The following is a 15,499-nucleotide window of genomic DNA, read 5'->3' as shown; positions in this document are numbered from 1 at the left end:
CTCTTGCTGGCTGGGAGGAGGTGCGGCGCCGTCAGGGCGCCGGATCGGGGGCACGCGCCGAGACGACGCCGCCGACGAGGTTGCAGGACAGCAGGAACGCGCTGTCGAGATCGCCGCCACCGGCCGGCACCAGCGCCGCCAGCCGCGCGGCCAGAGCGCTTCGCGCCGCGCGGGCGATGGCCTGGGCCTCCGCGACGGCGACGGCCGCGAACCGGATCGTCTCCCCCGGCCGCACCTGCGCGAGGCGGCCGAGATCCGCCGAGATCACGGTGGCGATCTTCGGGTAGCCGCCGGTGGTGTGGCGGTCGGCCAGCAGGATCAGCGGGCGCCCGTGGCCGGGCACCTGGATCGAGCCGTTCACGATCCCGTCCGAGACGATGTTGAAGCCGTCCGCGTGGGCGATCGGCGGCCCGTCGAGGTGGCAGCCCATCCGGTCCGCCCGCGCCGTGAGGGTGTAGGGTTCGGAGAGGAAGGTCCGCAGGCCGTCCGCGGTGAAGCTGTCGGCCTGCGGCCCGAGAACCACCCGGATCGGGCCGCCGAAGGTCGGCCGGTGGGCCGGCGGCAGGGTCAGCGGTCGGTCGCGGGGCGCGGGCGCGGCGAGGGGCAGCAGGTCGCCCGCGGCCAGGGGATGGCCGTCGAGGCCGCCGAGGCGGGTGCGGGTGTGCGTCGCGACGCTGCCGAGCATCGGCGCGACGGCGAAGCCCCCGGCGACCGCGAGGCAGGCGCGCAGGCCCCGCCGCGGGCCGCCGAGGACGAGCCGGTCGCCCCGCCGCAGGTCGTGGGCGGTGAACGGGTCGAGGGCGCGGCCGTTCAGGCTCATCGCGAAGGGCGCGCCGGCGAGGGCGACGCGGCAGGTCTCCGTCTCGCAGGCGAGGGTCGGACCGACCATCGCCATCTCGATCACCGCGGCGTCGAGCGGGTTGCCGACGAGGCCGTTGGCCAGGGCCAGAAGGTCGGGATCCATCGCGCCCGACCCCGAGATGCCGTAGCGCAGGTAGCCGGGCCGCCCGGCATCCTGCAGGGTCGAGGCCACGCCGGGGGCGATCACGCGCAGGCCCTCAGGCATCGATCCGCTCCAGGGTGGCGACGGTCTCGCCGGCGCGGGCGGCCTCGCTGAGGGTGTCGAACGCGGCGCGGTCGATCGGCTCGAACCGGATCAGGTCGCCGGCCGCGAACAGGAACGGCTCGGCCCGGGCCGGATCGTAGGAGCGCGCGGGCGTGCGGCCGATGAGCTGCCAGCCGCTCGGCAGCTCCAGTGGCGGCGAGACGCCGGTCTGGTTCCCGCCGATCGACACGCTGCCCGCCGGGGTCACGGGCCGGGGATCGGTGCGCCGGCTCGCGTGGAGCCGGGGATCGAGGCCGCCGAGATAGGCGAAGCCGGGGGCGAACCCGATCATGTAGACGCGATAGTCGCGGCCGGCATGGAGCGCGATCACCTCCTCGGGGCTGAGCCCGGCCCGGGCGGCGAGTTCGGCGAGGTCGGCACCGTGCGCGCCGCCGTAATGGACCGGCACCCGCCAGCGACGCAGCGACCCCGTCGCCCCGTCCGGCGGCGGCCAGTGCGCGGCGATCAGGGCGGCGAGGTCGGCGCGGGGGAGAAGGTCCGGGTCGTAGAGGACGAGGAGCGAGCGGTAGGTCGGCACGGTCTCCAGGAGGCCGGGGCGCCCGGCGCCGCGGAGCGCCGCGTCGAGGGCGATGACCCGCGCGTTGACGGCCGGGTCGACCGCGCGGCCGAGTTCCACCGTGAGCGCCCGGTCGCCGGAATCCAGGAGCCGGTAGCCGGGCTCAGACACCGAGCACCTCGGCCATCGGGCGCAGGGCGATCCCCTTGGCGGCGCAGTCGTCGCGCAGGCGGCGCGCCATGGCGACGGCGCCGGGCGTGTCGCCGTGGACGCAGACCGTGTCGATCCGCGTCGGGATGCGCCGCCCGGACAGGCAGGTGATCGCCCCGTCCTCCAGCATCCGCGCGACGCGCTCCGAGACGGTTTCGGGATCGTGCAGCACGGCGCCGGGGAGCTTGCGCGAGACCAGGGTGCCGTCATCCGCGTAGGCGCGGTCTGCGTAGATCTCGCGCGCGATCGGAAGCCCGAGCGTCTCGCCGGCCCGCTCGGTCTCCAGGCCCGGCATGACCACGAAGATCAGGTCGCGGTCGAGGGTGCGGATCGCCCGGGCCACCGCCAGGGCGAGATCGGCATCCTCGTTGGCCATGTTGCCCATCGCCCCGTGGGTCTTCACGTGGCGCACGGGGCAGCCGGCATCCTGCGCCAGCGCCAGGAGGGCGCCGACCTGGTAGAGGACCGCCTTCTCGATGTCGGCGGGGCGCTCGCCGTGGATCGGCCGCCGGCCGAAACCCCAGAGGTCGAGGAAGCTCGGGTGGGCGCCCGCCTGCACGCCGTTCGCGGCGGCGCGGCTCAGGGTCTCGTGCATCACCAGCGGGTCGCCGGCGTGGAAGCCGCAGGCGATGTTGGCCGAGGTCGCCACGGTCAGCATCTCGGCGTCGTCGCCCAGGCGGTAGACGCCGAAGCCCTCGCCCATGTCGCAGTTCAGATCGACGATCATCGGTGCATCCTTTCCTTCGCGCGGGGTCAGGCTTCGGCGACGAGGTGGGCCACCAGGGACGCGGCCGCGCACAGATCAGCGATCCGCATCGCCTCGTCGGGGTTGTGGCTGCCGTTCTGGTTGCGGACGAAGATCATCGTGCTGGGCACGCCCTGGCCGGCCAGCGTCGCGGTGTCGTGTCCCGCCCCGCTCGCCATCGTGCGGAACGGTATTCCGAGCCGGCGCGCGTGGCCCGACAGGGCCTCGACCAGCGCGGCGCTCATCCGCGCCGGCGTGCTGCCGGTGCGCTCCCCCAGCACGAAGCGCACCGAGCGGGCGTCCTCGACGGCGGCGACGCGCTCGGCGAGCGCCGCCTCGACCCGGTCCAGGACGGCAGGCTCGGTGCTGCGCACGTCGAGGCAGAAGCGGACCTCGCCGGGGATCTTGGCGAAGGCGTGCTGGACCGGGTCGGTGGCGACCTCGCCCAGAGTGATCGTGGCCGGGCAGCCCTCCGCCTCCAGCGTGCCCCAGAGCGCGTCCAGGCCGGTGATCAGGTCGGCGAGGGCGAAGACGGCGTCGCTGCGCGCGCCCCGCGCCACGGCGCCGGAATGGCCGTAGCGACCGTAGCAGGCCGCCTTGCGGTATCGGAAGCTGCCGCTGATCGCCGTGACGAAGCCGACCGGGAGCCCGGCCGCCTCCAGCGCCGGACCCTGCTCGATATGCATCTCCACGAAGCCGTGGATCCGCGCCGGGTCGAGGAGCCGCGCGCCCCTGGCCACCGCCTCCGGCCGCAGGCCGAGTTCGGCCATGTGGTCGCGCAGGCTCCGGCCGGTATCGGCGCGGGGGAGATCGAGCACCTCGGGCGGCAGCAGGCCGAGCGCGGCCCGGCTGCCGACATAGGAGGCGGGGAACCACACGCTCTCCTCGGCCCGGAACACCGCCACCGTCACGGGACGCGCCGGCACGATCCCCGCCCGGCGCAGGGCCCCCACGGCCGCGAGGCCGCCGATCACGCCCGCCGCCCCGTCGAAATTGCCGCCGTGGGGCACCGTGTCGACGTGCGACCCGACCATCCAGGGCGCCAGCGCCGGGTCGCGGCCCGCCATCGTCAGGAACAGGTTGCCGGCCGCATCGGTCTCGGCGGTCAGCCCGAGCGCCTGCCCGGTGGCCCGCATCAGGGCGTGGGCGCGCTCCTCGCCCGCGCCGTAGGCCGCCCGCGTCACGCCGGGGGCGTCCTGGCTGAAGCTCAGGAGCTCGGCGAACAGGCCGGCACAGAAATTCGGGTCGATCGCGAGGCCGGTCATGCCGGCCGTCCGCTGCGCGCGGCGCCCGACCGTCGCCGATCCCCGGCATCCAATTCGGCGCGGATCGCGGGACCGCGGCCGGTGCCGGCCCGGGATTCCACGGCCGCAACCCGCCGACGCGCCGGTCCGACCCGGTCCAGCGGCTGAACAATGAGGCACGCGCCCGGCACTGTCGCGAAGGGAATACCGGGATCCAGGGGGCGGATGACCATGTCGGAGGCAGCCATGCTCAAAAATGCCGCTTGAATGCCGGCGGTATACCGGTTTTGCTAAGACATCGCGCCAGTCTTGGCAACGCAAAACATCACCGGACCTGAAATAAAAATCTCCTCCTCGAGAGATTTTATGAGTCCATAGCCAGATATTGACGGCATTCGCGCGCGGTTCCGAGCGAAGATCCGCGAGATGATCGCATCACATCAGGTTCGACGATGGCTCAGATCGAGACGGCCGCGCCTCCGCTCCTGAAGATCAGGAAGCTGCACAAGAGCTACGGCGCCAACGAGGTCCTGAAGGGCATCTCCCTCGACATCCACGAGGGCGAGGTCGTGTCGATCATCGGCGCGAGCGGCTCGGGCAAGAGCACGTTCCTGCGCTGCCTGAACCTCATGGAGACGCCGACCTCCGGCTTCATGGATTTCGAGCGCTTCGCCTTCGACTACGAGCAGGGCGCCCGCCGGCAGCCGACGCCGCAGCAGCTCTGCGAGCTGCGCGCGCGGATCGGCATGGTCTTCCAGAGCTACAATCTCTGGCCGCACATGACCGTGCTGGAGAACGTCATCGAGGCACCGATCCGGGTGCGCCGGCTGCCGCGCCGACAGGCGGTCGCGGAGGCCGAGGCGCTGCTCCAGCGCATCGGCCTCTACGAGAAGCGGCACGCCTACCCGTCGAAGCTCTCCGGCGGGCAGCAGCAGCGCGTGGCGATCGTGCGCGCCCTGGCGATGGCGCCCAAGGTGATGCTGTTCGACGAGGTGACCTCGGCCCTCGACCCGGAACTGGTCGGCGAGGTGCTGGCGCTGATGGGTTCCCTCGCGGCAGACGGGATGACGATGCTGCTCGTCACCCACGAGATGGCGTTCGCCCGGGATGTCGGGACCCGCACCCTGTTCTTCGACGGCGGCGTGATCGCCGAGGACGGGCCGCCGGACGACATCATCGGCGCGCCCCGGAGCGAGCGGCTGCGCCAATTCCTCCGGCGCGTGCTGCATCAGCCCGCCGTCAGCGGACAGACGGCGTGAGCCGCCGACCCATCCTCGAGGAGATCGGACGGCGATGAGCGGCACGGCGTTGCAGGAGTGGTGGCTCACCCTCTCGGACGAGGTCGTCACCTACGGCCCCGGCTTCCTCTCGGCGACCCTGGTGGTGCTCGGCGTCACGGTGGCGAGCATCCTGGTGAGCTGGGTCTGCGGCCTGCTCGGCGCGCTGGGCAAGCGCTCGTCCTTCGCGCCGTTCCGGGCGCTGGCCAGCTTCTACGTCTGGTTCATCCGCGGCACGCCGACCCTGATCCAGGTCTTCATCGTGTATTTCGGCATGCCGCAGATCGGGGTGAAGCTCTCGCCGATCACGGCCGGCATCATCGCGCTGGGCGTCAGCAGCGGGGCCTACGTGGCCGAGACCATCCGGGCCGGCCTCGCGGCGATTCCCCGGGGCCAGATCGAGTCGGCGCTCGCGCTGGGCATGAGCCCGCGGATCATGATGGTGCGGATCGTCCTGCCGCAGGTCTTCCGCATGATCCTGCCGTCGCTGACCAACGAGGCGATCTCGGCGGTCAAGAACACCTCGCTCCTGTCGACGATCACGGTCGTGGAGCTGACGCTCTACGCGCAGCTCATGATCGCCACGACCTTCCGGCCATTCGACTTCTACATCGCGGCGGCGCTGATCTACCTCGGCCTCACGTCGATCCTGTCGCAGCTCTCCGCCTATTTCGAGCGGCGCTACGCCCGCCTCTCCTGAGCCCCCGCCGCGGGACGGGCCGCGGCCGACCCCTTCAGCCCCGTCCCGAGACCGGAGATGACCATGAACCGCCGCCACGTCCTCGCCCTCGCCGCCCTCTGCGCCAGCCTCGGCACCGGGCTCCTCGCCGCCCCCGCGACCCGCGCGGCCGAGGGCAAGCTGGAGCTGATCGAGCCCGGCAAGCTGATCGTGGCGACGGACAGCACTTTCGCGCCCTTCAGCATGCGCACGCCGAGCGGCGAGCTCGACGGCCTGGAGGTCCGGGTGATGCGCGAGGTCTGCCGGCGGATCGGGCTCGCGTACAGCCCGGTCAACATCAAGTTCGACGCCCTGCTGGTCGGCCTGATGGCCGATCAGTACGACATCACCAGCGAGTCGATGGACATCACTCCGACCCGGCAGAAGCAGGTCGCCTTCGCGGACGGCTGGCTCGAATCCGGCGCGCGGATCGTCACCCGCAAGGATACCGGCATCAAGGGGCCGGAGGATCTTAAGGGCCGCAACGTCGGGGCCCTCTCGGCCTCGACCTTCGGCAAGCTCGCCGAGGAGCACGGTGCCACCCTGAAGAGCTACAAGACCGCCGCGGACGCCATGCAGGATCTCGTCGGCGGCAACATCGACGCGGTGATCAACGACGCGGTGGCCGGCAATTACGCCATCCAGGCGCGCAAGCTGCCCCTGGTGATGATCGAGACCCCGCTGAGCACGGTCCAGAAGGGCTTCGCCATCAAGAAGGGCAAGCCGAACCTGCACGCGGCCGTCAACAAGGCCCTCGCCGAGATGGTCGCGGACGGTACCTACGCCAAGCTCGTCACGCCGCTGATCGGCTATGACCCGGCCCCGAAGGCGCCGATCCACACGCCCGCCATGTAGGCGGCTGCGGCGGACGCCGGAGAACGAGAAAATGGGGGCGGCCCGGGCGGCCGCCCCGGGAGGACGCCATGAAGAACCTCGACGCATCGTCGTACACGACGGCGCTCAGTGCCCGGCGCGAGCAGAGCCTGGGCCAGATGGCCTACGACCGGCTGCTGGACATGCTCGTCCGCCGCGACCTTCCGGCCGGCACCGTGCTGCACGAGCGCCGCCTCGCCGAGATGCTCGACATCTCCCGGACCCCGACCCGCGAGGCGATGTCGCGGCTGGAGACCGAGGGGCTGATCGAGCGGCAGCCCGGCGGGATGCTCGTGGTCAAGGAATTCTCCCTGCGCGAGCTGATCGAGATCCTGCATGTCCGCCGCCTGCTCGAGCGGGAGAGCGTCGCGCTGGCCACCGGCCGGATCGCCGACGCGGTGCTGGCGGACCTGCAGCGGCAGATGGAGGCGCTCCTGGCGGCGGGCGACCCGGACGCTCCGGGCAACTGGGAGGTCGACCGGCGCTTCCACGACCTGATCGCCGACCACAGCCACAACGCGATCCTCGCCAAGACGATCAAGGACCTGCGGCTCAAGACCCAGATGTTCAACCTGAGCCGGATGCCCGAGCGGTTCGAGGCGGTCCATCGCGAGCACCTCGCCGTGGTGGCCGCCCTGCGGGCCCGGGACGCGGCGGCCGCGGCGGACGCCATCGCGGCCCATCTCGAGAATTTCAAGCAGGGCATCATCCGGCGGCTGAGCGAAGTCTGAGCGGAGTCTGGCCGGGATCCGGGGCGAGGGCGGCGCGATGCACGAATTCACCCACCTGCGCGGCCGCGAGGCGGCCTTCCCGGAGGCGGAGTTCGCCGCCCGGCAGGCGGCGGCCCGGACCGCCATCGCGGCCGCCGGCCACGACGCCCTCGTGGTGACCGGCCCGGAGACGATCTACTGGCTGACCGGCCGCCAGACGGCGGGCTACTTCGCCTTCCAGGCGCTCCTCGTGCCGGCCGAGGGCGACCCGGCCCTCCTGGTCCGGCAGCTCGAACTGCCGGGGGCGGCCGCCAACACGTGGCTCGACGACATCCGGGCCTATCCGGACGGCGCCGACCCCGCCGAGGTCCTGGCCGCGCTCGTACGCGGGCGCGGGCTCGCCCGGCCCGCCCTGGAGCGGGACGGCTGGTTCGTCGCCCCGGCGCTCGCGGCGCGGATCGAGGCGGCCCTCGGATGCGGCCCGCTGCCCGACGGCTCCGGCCTGCTCGCCCCCTTGCGGGCGGTGAAGTCGGCGGCCGAACTCGCGGCGATCCGGGCCGCAGCCCGGTACGCGCAGGCCGGACTCGCCGCGGGGCTCGACGCCTGCGCGGCGGGCACCGACGAGAACGCCGTCGCGGCCGCCATGCTGGCCGCGGCGACGGCCGCCGGGTCCGAGGCCATGGCGATGGAGCCCCTGGTCGCGTCGGGACCGCGCAGCGGTCTGCCGCACATGACGTGGCGGCGGCGCCGGCTGGAGCCGGGCGACGCGGTCTTCCTCGAGCTCGCCGGCAGCCACGCCCGCTACCACGCGGCGCTGATGCGCAGCGTCTGGATCGGCCCGCCGCCGGTCGAGGCGTCGCGGATGATGGACTGCGCCCTGCGCGCCCTCGACGCGGCGCTCGCCGCGATCCGCCCCGGCCATCCCTGCGCCGCCCCGCACGCGGCGGCGCAGGCCGTCATCGACGCGGCGGGCTACGGCCCGGCCTTCCGCAAGCGGATCGGCTACTCGATGGGCATCGCCTTCGCCCCGGACTGGGGGGAGGGCGCCCTGCTCTCGCTCTTCACCGGACAGGACCGGCCGATCGAGCCCGGCATGGTCTTCCACCTGCCGGCCACCCTCCGCCGCTACGGCGCCTGGACGGTCGGCGCCTCCGAAACCGTCATCGTCACCGCCAGCGGGGTCGAGCCCCTGTCCGACCTGCCGCGCACCCTGTCGCTGCGGTGAGGCGTCGCTTTCACAAGCCGGAGTTGGACCGACGGGCCACCCCGACCGCGTCCGCGGACCCGGCCCGCCCGGCGGCCCCGAGCGGGAGCCGGCCCCGTTCCTGCAAGCGATACCTTGCCGGGCTCCTCGCGGGGGCCCGGCCCGCCGTCGCGCGGTGCTGGAGCGGAGCGGGAGGTCTCGGATGAAGCGACGCAGGCTGTTGCAGGGAGCCGGCGCCCTGGTCGCCGGCGCCGTCGCGACGCCGGCCCTCGTCCGCGCGGAGGCCGCCCGGACCCTGCGCTTCATCCCGCAGCAGGATCTGGTCACCCTCGATCCGGTGACGACCTTCGCGTACATCACCCGCAACCACGGCTACATGGTCTTCGACACCCTCTACGGCATGGACGGCGCCTATCGCGCCACGCCGCAGATGGTCGAGGGCCACCGGGTCGAGGCCGACGGGCGCCGCTGGGACCTGACCCTGCGCGAGGGCCTGCGCTTCCACGACGGGACGCCGGTGCTGGCCCGCGACTGCGTCGCCTCCCTCCGGCGCTGGGCGAAGCGCGACCCGTTCGGCGGCTCCCTGATGGACGCGACCGACGAGCTCGCCGCGCCCGACGACCGCACGATCCGGTTCCGCCTGAAGCGCCCGTTCCCGCTGCTGCCGATCGCGCTGGGCAAGGCGTCCGTCCCGGTCTGCGCCATGATGCCGGAGCGCCTCGCCGCCACCGACCCGTTCCAGCAGGTGCCGGAGCTCATCGGCTCGGGCCCGTTCCGCTTCAAGGCGGACGAGCGGGTACCCGGCGACCGGGTCGTCTACACGCGCTTCGAGGGCTACGTGCCGCGCCCGAACGGCCCGCCGACCTGGACCTCGGGTCCGAAGGTCGTCCACTTCGACCGGGTGGAGTGGCGCGTGATCGGCGACACCGCGACGGCGACCTCCGCGCTGATCGCCGGCGAGGCGGACTGGCAGGAATACGCCTCGCACGACCAGCTCGGGCTCCTGCACGCCGCCAAGGGCGTGAGCACCCGCGTCCTCGACCCGACCGGCTACGTGACCATGCTGCGGGTCAATCACCTGCAGCCGCCCTTCAGCAACCCGGCGATCCGGCGGGCGCTCTGGGGCGGGATCGACCAGACCGCCTGCATGCAGGGGATCGTCGGCGCCGAGGATCCCGGCCTGTTCCACGTGCCCCTCGGCTTCTTCTGCCCGGGCACGCCGATGGCCTCGACGGACGGGCTGGAGCCGCTCACACGTCCGCGCGATCCGGCGCGGGTGCGCGCCGATCTCAAGGCGGCCGGCTACAACGGCGAGACCGTGCTGCTGATGGTGCCGTCGAACTCTGCGCCGCTGCTGGCGCTCGGCCAGGTCGCGGCCGACCTGCTGCAGCGCGTCGGCATGACGGTGGAGGTCTACGCGGTCGAGTTCAACGCGATGCTGCAGCGGCGCAACCGCAAGGGGCCGGTCTCCGAGGGCGGCTGGAGCGCCTTCGTCACCAACTGGTCCGGCATGGATTGGCTCAACCCCGCGGGCTACATCGCCCTGCGCGGCACCGGCGAGACCGGCTACGCCGGCTGGGCCACGACCCCGCGGATCGAGTCCCTGCGCGACGCGTGGCTCACCGCCCCGGACGAGGCGACGCGCGCCGCCCTGTGCCGGGACATCCAGCTCCAGGCGATGCAGGACGTGCCCTACTACCCGCTGGGCCAGTACCTGCAGCCGACCGCCTACCGCTCCCGCCTCACCGGGATCCTCGACGGGTTCCCGACCTTCTGGAACGTCCGGCCCGCCTGAGGATCACGACGCGGGGACCTCACAGCCCCGGGAAGGTCGGCGGCGCGATCGCGTCGGGGCCGCGCCCGGCCCAGTCGAGCTGCCGGATCTGCGCCAGGGCGCGGCCCTGCGCCTCCTCCAGCGCCGCCGCGGCGGCGGCGTAGTCGATGGTGAGGGCGCGGCCGTCGCGCACGATCTCACGGCCGCCGACGAAGACCTGCCGGACCGCGCGGTCGCCGGCCGAGTAGATGAGCGACTGCACGGGATCGCGGCACGGGCGCATGGCCGGGTGGGCGCAGTCGACGAGGACGAAGTCGGCCTTGCAGCCCGGCGCGAGCCGCCCGATGTCGGTGCGCCCGAGCGCCCTGGCGCCCCCCACCGTGGCGGCGTGGAACACGTCCGCCGCGCGGGTATCGCGCGGGCTCTCGGCCACGACCCGGGCGAGGTACGAGACGAGGCGCATCTCGTCGAGCATGTTGTGCGGGTAGACGTCGGTGCCGATGCCCATGTTGACGCCGGCCTGCAGGTAGCGCCCGAAATGGTGGAGTGCGATGCCCCGGCGGGCGAAGACCGTCGGGCAATGGGCGACCGTGGCGCCGCGCTCGGCCAGCCGGCGCAAGTCCGAGCCCGGGCTGTGCCAGTGGGTCCAGGGATGGTCGTCGAGGAAGATCCCGTGGCCCACGATGGTCCGCTCGGTGAGCACGCCGAGATCGTCGAGCCACTCGATCGGCGTCATCCCGGTGCGGCGGGTGATCTCGTGGAACTCCGACAGGGACTGCGCCGCGTGGGTGTGGAAGCGCAGGTCGCGCGCGACCGCCTCGGCGTGGGCGTCCCGCAGCAGCTCCGCCGTGCAGGTGTCGACCTGCGCCGGACAGAGCATGCCGGAGAGGCGGCCGCTCGGGTGCCCCTCCGCCGCCGCGATCTCGGCGAGCGCCTGCTCCAGGCCGCGCTGGCCCGCCGCCGCGTCCCATTCGTACTCGACGCTGTGGCCGTTGCGGGTGAGCCAGCGACCCGAGCGGAACATCGGGGCGATGCAGACGCGCAGGCCCGAGGCACCGAGGAGATCGAGCCAGCCCTCGCTCGGCAGGGCGAGGTCGCAGACGGTGGTGACGCCCGACAGGGCGAGCTCCGCCAGGGCCACCCCGTAGGCGGCCCGCGTCCCCTCGGCGTCGGGTCGCAGGATCGGGAGATACTCGTAGAGCGAGGTGTTGTAGAGCCGCTGGCTGCCGACCTCGTCCCACATGCCCTTGTTCATCGGCTCCGAGAACAGGTGCGTGTGGATGTCGACGAGCCCGGGCATGACCATGCAGCCCGAGGCGTCGACGGTCCGGGCCGGCTCGGGACCCGCGTAGCCCGGCCCGACATGGATGAGAGCGCCGTCCGCGAAGGCGATGTCGGCACCGGTGCGGTAGACGTGACCGCCGCTGTCCGGATCCCAGGCGACGACCCACCGGGCCCCCTTCACCAGGGTGACGGCGGTGGCGTCCGGAGCTTCGTCGTGCATCGGTCACTTCTCCCTTGCGTCGGCGGGCGGGCAAGAACGGTGCCTCCCGGTCGGATCGGCGGCCCTCCGGCCCGGGTTTCGCTTGGCCCCATCCGCGGTCACGATGGGTCGGTCGACGTCGCGGCACCGGGGTCGGTCCGGGTCGAACGGTATTCAGAGGGAAGGCGCCGTGCAGCCTGGCGATACCACCGCGCCCCCGCGCATCCTCGTCATCAACCCGAACGCGTCCCGGGCGGTGACGGCCGCCATCGACGACGCCCTGGCACCGCTGCGCCTGCCGGGCGGCCCCATCCTGGCGGTGACCGACCTGCCGGAGGGCCCGGAGAGCATCGCGACCCAGCAGGACGCGGACTCCGTGGTGATGCCGCTCGTGCGGCGCGTGGCGGACGATCCGTCCGACGCCTTCGTCATCGCCTGCTTCAGCGATCCGGGCCTGCACGCGGTCCGGGAGGCGGCAAGCGGTCGCCCGGTGATGGGCATCGCCGAGTGGGGGATCCTGCGGGCCCTGACGCTCGGGGAGCGCTTCGGCATCGTGGCGCTGTCGGAGGGCAGCGTCCGGCGGCAGCGCCGTGCGGTGCGGCAGATGGGACTCGCGGATCGCTACGCCGGAAGCCGGCCCGTGGAGGCGCGGGCCTCCGAGACGGCCGACGCCGCGATGGGCCCGCGCCTGATCGCCGCCGGTCGGACCCTGGTCGAGCGCGACGGCGCCGACGTGGTCGTGCTCGGCTGCGCCGGCATGGCGCGCCACCGGGGCGCCGTGGAGGCCGCGATCGGGTGCCCCGTCATTGAGCCCTGCCAGCAGGCGGCCGCCGCGGCCCTCGGGGCCGTGCTGCTCCGGGCGGCCCCGTGAGAAGGAAACGGTCATGCACTACGACCTCCTGATCCGCGGCGGCACCTGCGTGACGCCCTGGGGCTCCGACGCGGTGGATGTCGGGGTCCGCGACGGGCGCATCGCGGCCCTCGGGGTGCCGGCCGGTGCGACCGGGGAGGCGGTGATCGACGCCGCGGGCCTGCACGTCCTGCCCGGCCTGATCGACAGCCACGTCCACCTGCGCGATCCCGGCGACCCGGCGGTGGAGACGATCGAGACCGGCACGCGCGCCGCGATCCTCGGCGGGATCGCCACGCTGTTCGACATGCCCAACACCGTCCCGCCGATCGCCGATGCCGGGCGCGTCGCCTGGAAGCGCGACTACGTCGCGGGCCGCAGCTGGTGCGACATCGGCCTCTACGTGGCCGGGACCAAGACCAACATCGACGCGCTCGCTGCCCTGGAGCGCGAGGCCGGGGTCTGCGCCGTCAAGGTCTTCGCCGGCAGCTCCACGGCGGCGCTGATGATCGAGGACGACGCGCATCTCGAGCGGGCGATGCGCGCCGGCCACCGGCGCATGGCGTTCCACAGCGAGGACGAGTACCGGCTCCAGGCGCGCAGGCCGCTGTTCAGCCGGGGCCAACCCTACCGGACCCACATGGAATGGCGCGATCCGGAATGCGCCTTCCTGGGGACGCGGCGGCTCATGGCCCTCGCCCGCAAGACCGGCCGGGCGACCCACATCCTGCACGTCTCGACCGCCGAGGAACTCGCCTACCTGCGCGACTTCCGCGACGTCGCCACCGTCGAGGTGCTGGTCAATCACCTGACCCAGGTGGCGCCGGACTGCTACGACACGCTGGGCGGCCTCGGCGTGATGAACCCGCCGATCCGCGACGCGCGCCACCGGGCGGCCGCCTGGGCGGCCCTTTGCGACGGCACCGTCGACACGGTCGGCAGCGACCACGCGCCCCACGCGCGGGCGGCCAAGGCGCAGCCCTGGCCGGACTGCCCGGCCGGCCTCACCGGGGTCCAGACGCTGGTGCCGGTGATGCTCGACCACGTCGCGGCGGGGCGGCTGTCCCTCGCCCGCCTCGTCGACCTGATGGCGGCCGGGCCGGCCCGCGTCTACGGGCTCCTCGGCAAGGGCCGCATCGCCGCCGGTTACGACGCGGACTTCACGCTGGTGGACCTGAAGGCCCGCCGCAGGATCGAGGAATCCTGGATCGTGTCGCCCTGCGGCTGGACGCCCTTCGCGGGCGTCGACGTCACCGGCTGGCCCGTCGCCACCATCGTGCGCGGGATCCCCGTCATGCGCGACGACGCGGTGCTGGGCGAGCCCGTCGGCCGCCTCGCGCGCTTCGCCGCCTGACGGGGCGCCCGTCAGGCGGTGCAGGTCTCCGCCACGAGCCACGCCGTGAGGATCGCCACGGCATCGAGCAGGTCGTCGATCGCCATGGCTTCTCGGGGATTGTGGCTGCCGTTGGCGTTGCGCACGAACAGCATGGCCATCGGCACGCCGGCCTTGGCGAAGGCGGCGGCGTCGTGGGAGGCCGGGCTGCCGAGGGGCCGGGTCGCGATGCCGAGCGCGTCCGCGGCCGCCGCGAACCCGTCGCGGATCCGCGGCGCGACGGCGCCGACGCCCGCCTCGGCGCGCGGGCCCAGCGTCACCGTCACGGCGCGGCGCGCCGACACCTCCGCGACGGCCGCCAGGAACGCCGCCTCCAGTTCCGCCAGCACCTCGGCCGCGTAGGCCCGCATGTCGAGGCTGAACCGGAACTCGCCCGGGACCGTCGTCAGGCCGTGCGCCGCGGCGTCGGTGTGGAACCGGCCGAAGGTCACGGCCATCGGGCAGCCGGCCGCCTCGCGCTCCGCCCAGACCCGGTCCAGAGCCAGGGCGATCTCGGCCCCGGCCATGGCCGCGTCGCGCCGGAAGCGGCGCGGCGTCCCGACATGGTCGTAGCGGCCGGCGATGCGGACGTCGGGATAGCGGACGTTACCGGGGATCCCGGTGCACAGCCCGACCGGGATCCCGGCTTCCTCCAGGCTCGGCGCCTGCTCGATATGCACCTCCAGGAAGGCGTGGATCGCGGCGGCGTCGAGGGCCGCCGGTCCGCGGGTGAGCGCGTCCGGGTCGCCGCCCTCCCGGGCGATGTGGGCGGCGAGGCTGAGGCCGGTGTCGATCCGGGCCGCGTCGAGCGCCCCGTCCGGCAGGGCTCCGAGCGCCGCGCGGCTCCCGATGTACGAGACCTGGAACCAGACGCTCTCCTCGGCGCGGATGCCCAGGACGGTGATGTCCCGCTCCGGCTCCAGACCGAGCCGGCGGATGGCCGCGACGGCGGCGAGCCCGGCCACGACGCCGGCGGCCCCGTCGAAGTTGCCGCCCTGGGCCACGGTGTCGAGGTGGGAGCCGATCAGGATCGGCGGCAGGGTCCGGTCCCGCCCGGGCAGCGTCATCGCGGTGTTGGCGGCGGCGTCCCGGCCGATCGCGAGGCCGAGATCCGCCGCGCAGCGCGCCACCGCCGCGTGCGCCGCGGTCTCCTCCGGGCTGTAGGAGGGCCGGGTGAACCCGGGCTCCGTCCGGCCGCACCAGGCCAGCTCGGCGAACAGGGCCTCGACCCGGCCGCGCTGCGCGCGCACGGCGGCCTCGATGGCGGATACGCGGTTCATCACGACGCCTCCCCGGGCGCGGGTTTCCAAGTCGGGCCCGCCGGTGCCCCTGCCACTTCCGTGCCGGCCCGCCGGAACACCGGGCCCCGTCACCGAGACCGAGTCTGCCGGATCGCCGGCCGCGCGGCCAGCCGCGC

General features: G+C 73.6%; 14 protein-coding genes. 8 read left to right on the top strand and 6 right to left on the bottom strand.

What is annotated here, in order from left to right; all coding sequences use genetic code 11:
• Nucleotides 1–31: 31 nt before the first annotated feature.
• From ACLBXO_RS20115 to ACLBXO_RS20100, 4 genes are read right to left on the bottom strand one after another with little or no spacing between them, the layout of a single operon-like run.
• A complete protein-coding gene (locus ACLBXO_RS20115; protein WP_447686455.1) occupies nt 32–1,066 on the bottom strand; it encodes a 5-oxoprolinase subunit C family protein in 1,035 nt (344 codons plus the stop codon).
• A complete protein-coding gene (gene pxpB / locus ACLBXO_RS20110; RefSeq protein WP_447686454.1) occupies nt 1,059–1,793 on the bottom strand; it encodes a 5-oxoprolinase subunit PxpB in 735 nt (244 codons plus the stop codon). The genes ACLBXO_RS20115 and pxpB overlap by 8 nt, the downstream gene beginning before the upstream one ends.
• Nucleotides 1,786–2,559: a LamB/YcsF family protein gene (locus ACLBXO_RS20105; RefSeq protein ID WP_331312232.1), complete on the bottom strand. Its 774-nt coding sequence runs from the start codon at nt 2,557–2,559 to the stop codon at nt 1,786–1,788. Before ACLBXO_RS20105 ends, pxpB begins: the two co-directional genes overlap by 8 nt.
• A 26-nt stretch (nt 2,560–2,585) precedes the next feature.
• Nucleotides 2,586–3,842 carry a Zn-dependent hydrolase gene (locus ACLBXO_RS20100; protein ID WP_447686453.1) on the bottom strand — a complete coding sequence of 419 codons (1,257 nt, stop codon included), beginning with the start codon at nt 3,840–3,842 and terminating at the stop codon, nt 2,586–2,588.
• A 431-nt stretch (nt 3,843–4,273) separates the two neighbouring features.
• On the opposite strand from ACLBXO_RS20100, the gene ACLBXO_RS20095 reads away from it, so the two are divergent.
• The 6 genes from ACLBXO_RS20095 to ACLBXO_RS20070 all read left to right on the top strand — a co-directional run bounded on the left by ACLBXO_RS20095 (nt 4,274) and on the right by ACLBXO_RS20070 (nt 10,398).
• Nucleotides 4,274–5,080 (top strand): amino acid ABC transporter ATP-binding protein, encoded by an 807-nt coding sequence (locus ACLBXO_RS20095; protein WP_447686452.1) that lies wholly within the window; start codon nt 4,274–4,276, stop codon nt 5,078–5,080.
• Between the two features lie 34 nt (nt 5,081–5,114).
• Nucleotides 5,115–5,798, top strand: a complete 684-nt coding sequence (locus tag ACLBXO_RS20090; protein WP_331312229.1) for an amino acid ABC transporter permease — start codon at nt 5,115–5,117, stop codon at nt 5,796–5,798.
• Between the two features lie 63 nt (nt 5,799–5,861).
• Nucleotides 5,862–6,671 carry a transporter substrate-binding domain-containing protein gene (locus ACLBXO_RS20085; RefSeq protein WP_447686487.1) on the top strand — a complete coding sequence of 270 codons (810 nt, stop codon included), beginning with the start codon at nt 5,862–5,864 and terminating at the stop codon, nt 6,669–6,671.
• A gap of 68 nt (nt 6,672–6,739) precedes the next feature.
• On the top strand, nt 6,740–7,420 hold the full coding sequence (locus ACLBXO_RS20080) for a GntR family transcriptional regulator (protein ID WP_447686451.1): 681 nt from the start codon (nt 6,740–6,742) through the stop codon (nt 7,418–7,420).
• A 37-nt stretch (nt 7,421–7,457) separates the two neighbouring features.
• Nucleotides 7,458–8,624, top strand: a complete 1,167-nt coding sequence (locus ACLBXO_RS20075) for a M24 family metallopeptidase (RefSeq protein ID WP_447686450.1) — start codon at nt 7,458–7,460, stop codon at nt 8,622–8,624.
• 181 nt (nt 8,625–8,805) lie between these two features.
• Complete coding sequence (locus ACLBXO_RS20070; RefSeq protein WP_447686449.1) at nt 8,806–10,398, top strand: ABC transporter substrate-binding protein; 1,593 nt, start codon at nt 8,806–8,808, stop codon at nt 10,396–10,398.
• 19 nt (nt 10,399–10,417) lie between these two features.
• On the opposite strand, the gene ACLBXO_RS20065 is transcribed toward ACLBXO_RS20070, so the two are convergent.
• On the bottom strand, nt 10,418–11,881 hold the full coding sequence (locus tag ACLBXO_RS20065) for an amidohydrolase family protein (protein ID WP_447686448.1): 1,464 nt from the start codon (nt 11,879–11,881) through the stop codon (nt 10,418–10,420).
• Nucleotides 11,882–12,050: 169 nt separating this feature from the next.
• On the opposite strand from ACLBXO_RS20065, the gene ACLBXO_RS20060 reads away from it, so the two are divergent.
• Entirely contained in the window at nt 12,051–12,731 is a 681-nt protein-coding gene (locus tag ACLBXO_RS20060; protein ID WP_331312628.1) for an aspartate/glutamate racemase family protein, read from the top strand.
• Between the two features lie 13 nt (nt 12,732–12,744).
• Nucleotides 12,745–14,064, top strand: a complete 1,320-nt coding sequence (locus ACLBXO_RS20055) for a dihydroorotase (RefSeq protein WP_447686447.1) — start codon at nt 12,745–12,747, stop codon at nt 14,062–14,064.
• 11 nt (nt 14,065–14,075) lie between these two features.
• On the opposite strand, the gene ACLBXO_RS20050 is transcribed toward ACLBXO_RS20055, so the two are convergent.
• A complete protein-coding gene (locus ACLBXO_RS20050; RefSeq protein WP_447686446.1) occupies nt 14,076–15,362 on the bottom strand; it encodes a hydantoinase/carbamoylase family amidase in 1,287 nt (428 codons plus the stop codon).
• Nucleotides 15,363–15,499 lie beyond the last annotated feature (137 nt).

It is taken from the genome of Methylobacterium sp. C33D, from assembly GCF_053345825.1.
This window is presented reverse-complemented; position numbering and strand designations above follow the sequence as displayed.

Coding starts and splice junctions, on each gene's coding strand:
- ACLBXO_RS20075 (WP_447686450.1), top strand. CDS start 7,458: ATGCACGAATTCACCCACCTGCGCGGCCGCGAGGCGGCCTTCCCGGAG.
- ACLBXO_RS20105 (WP_331312232.1), bottom strand. CDS start 2,559: ATGATCGTCGATCTGAACTGCGACATGGGCGAGGGCTTCGGCGTCTAC.
- ACLBXO_RS20065 (WP_447686448.1), bottom strand. CDS start 11,881: ATGCACGACGAAGCTCCGGACGCCACCGCCGTCACCCTGGTGAAGGGG.
- ACLBXO_RS20055 (WP_447686447.1), top strand. CDS start 12,745: ATGCACTACGACCTCCTGATCCGCGGCGGCACCTGCGTGACGCCCTGG.
- ACLBXO_RS20070 (WP_447686449.1), top strand. CDS start 8,806: ATGAAGCGACGCAGGCTGTTGCAGGGAGCCGGCGCCCTGGTCGCCGGC.
- ACLBXO_RS20050 (WP_447686446.1), bottom strand. CDS start 15,362: ATGAACCGCGTATCCGCCATCGAGGCCGCCGTGCGCGCGCAGCGCGGC.
- ACLBXO_RS20100 (WP_447686453.1), bottom strand. CDS start 3,842: ATGACCGGCCTCGCGATCGACCCGAATTTCTGTGCCGGCCTGTTCGCC.
- ACLBXO_RS20090 (WP_331312229.1), top strand. CDS start 5,115: ATGAGCGGCACGGCGTTGCAGGAGTGGTGGCTCACCCTCTCGGACGAG.
- ACLBXO_RS20095 (WP_447686452.1), top strand. CDS start 4,274: ATGGCTCAGATCGAGACGGCCGCGCCTCCGCTCCTGAAGATCAGGAAG.
- ACLBXO_RS20080 (WP_447686451.1), top strand. CDS start 6,740: ATGAAGAACCTCGACGCATCGTCGTACACGACGGCGCTCAGTGCCCGG.
- ACLBXO_RS20115 (WP_447686455.1), bottom strand. CDS start 1,066: ATGCCTGAGGGCCTGCGCGTGATCGCCCCCGGCGTGGCCTCGACCCTG.
- ACLBXO_RS20085 (WP_447686487.1), top strand. CDS start 5,862: ATGAACCGCCGCCACGTCCTCGCCCTCGCCGCCCTCTGCGCCAGCCTC.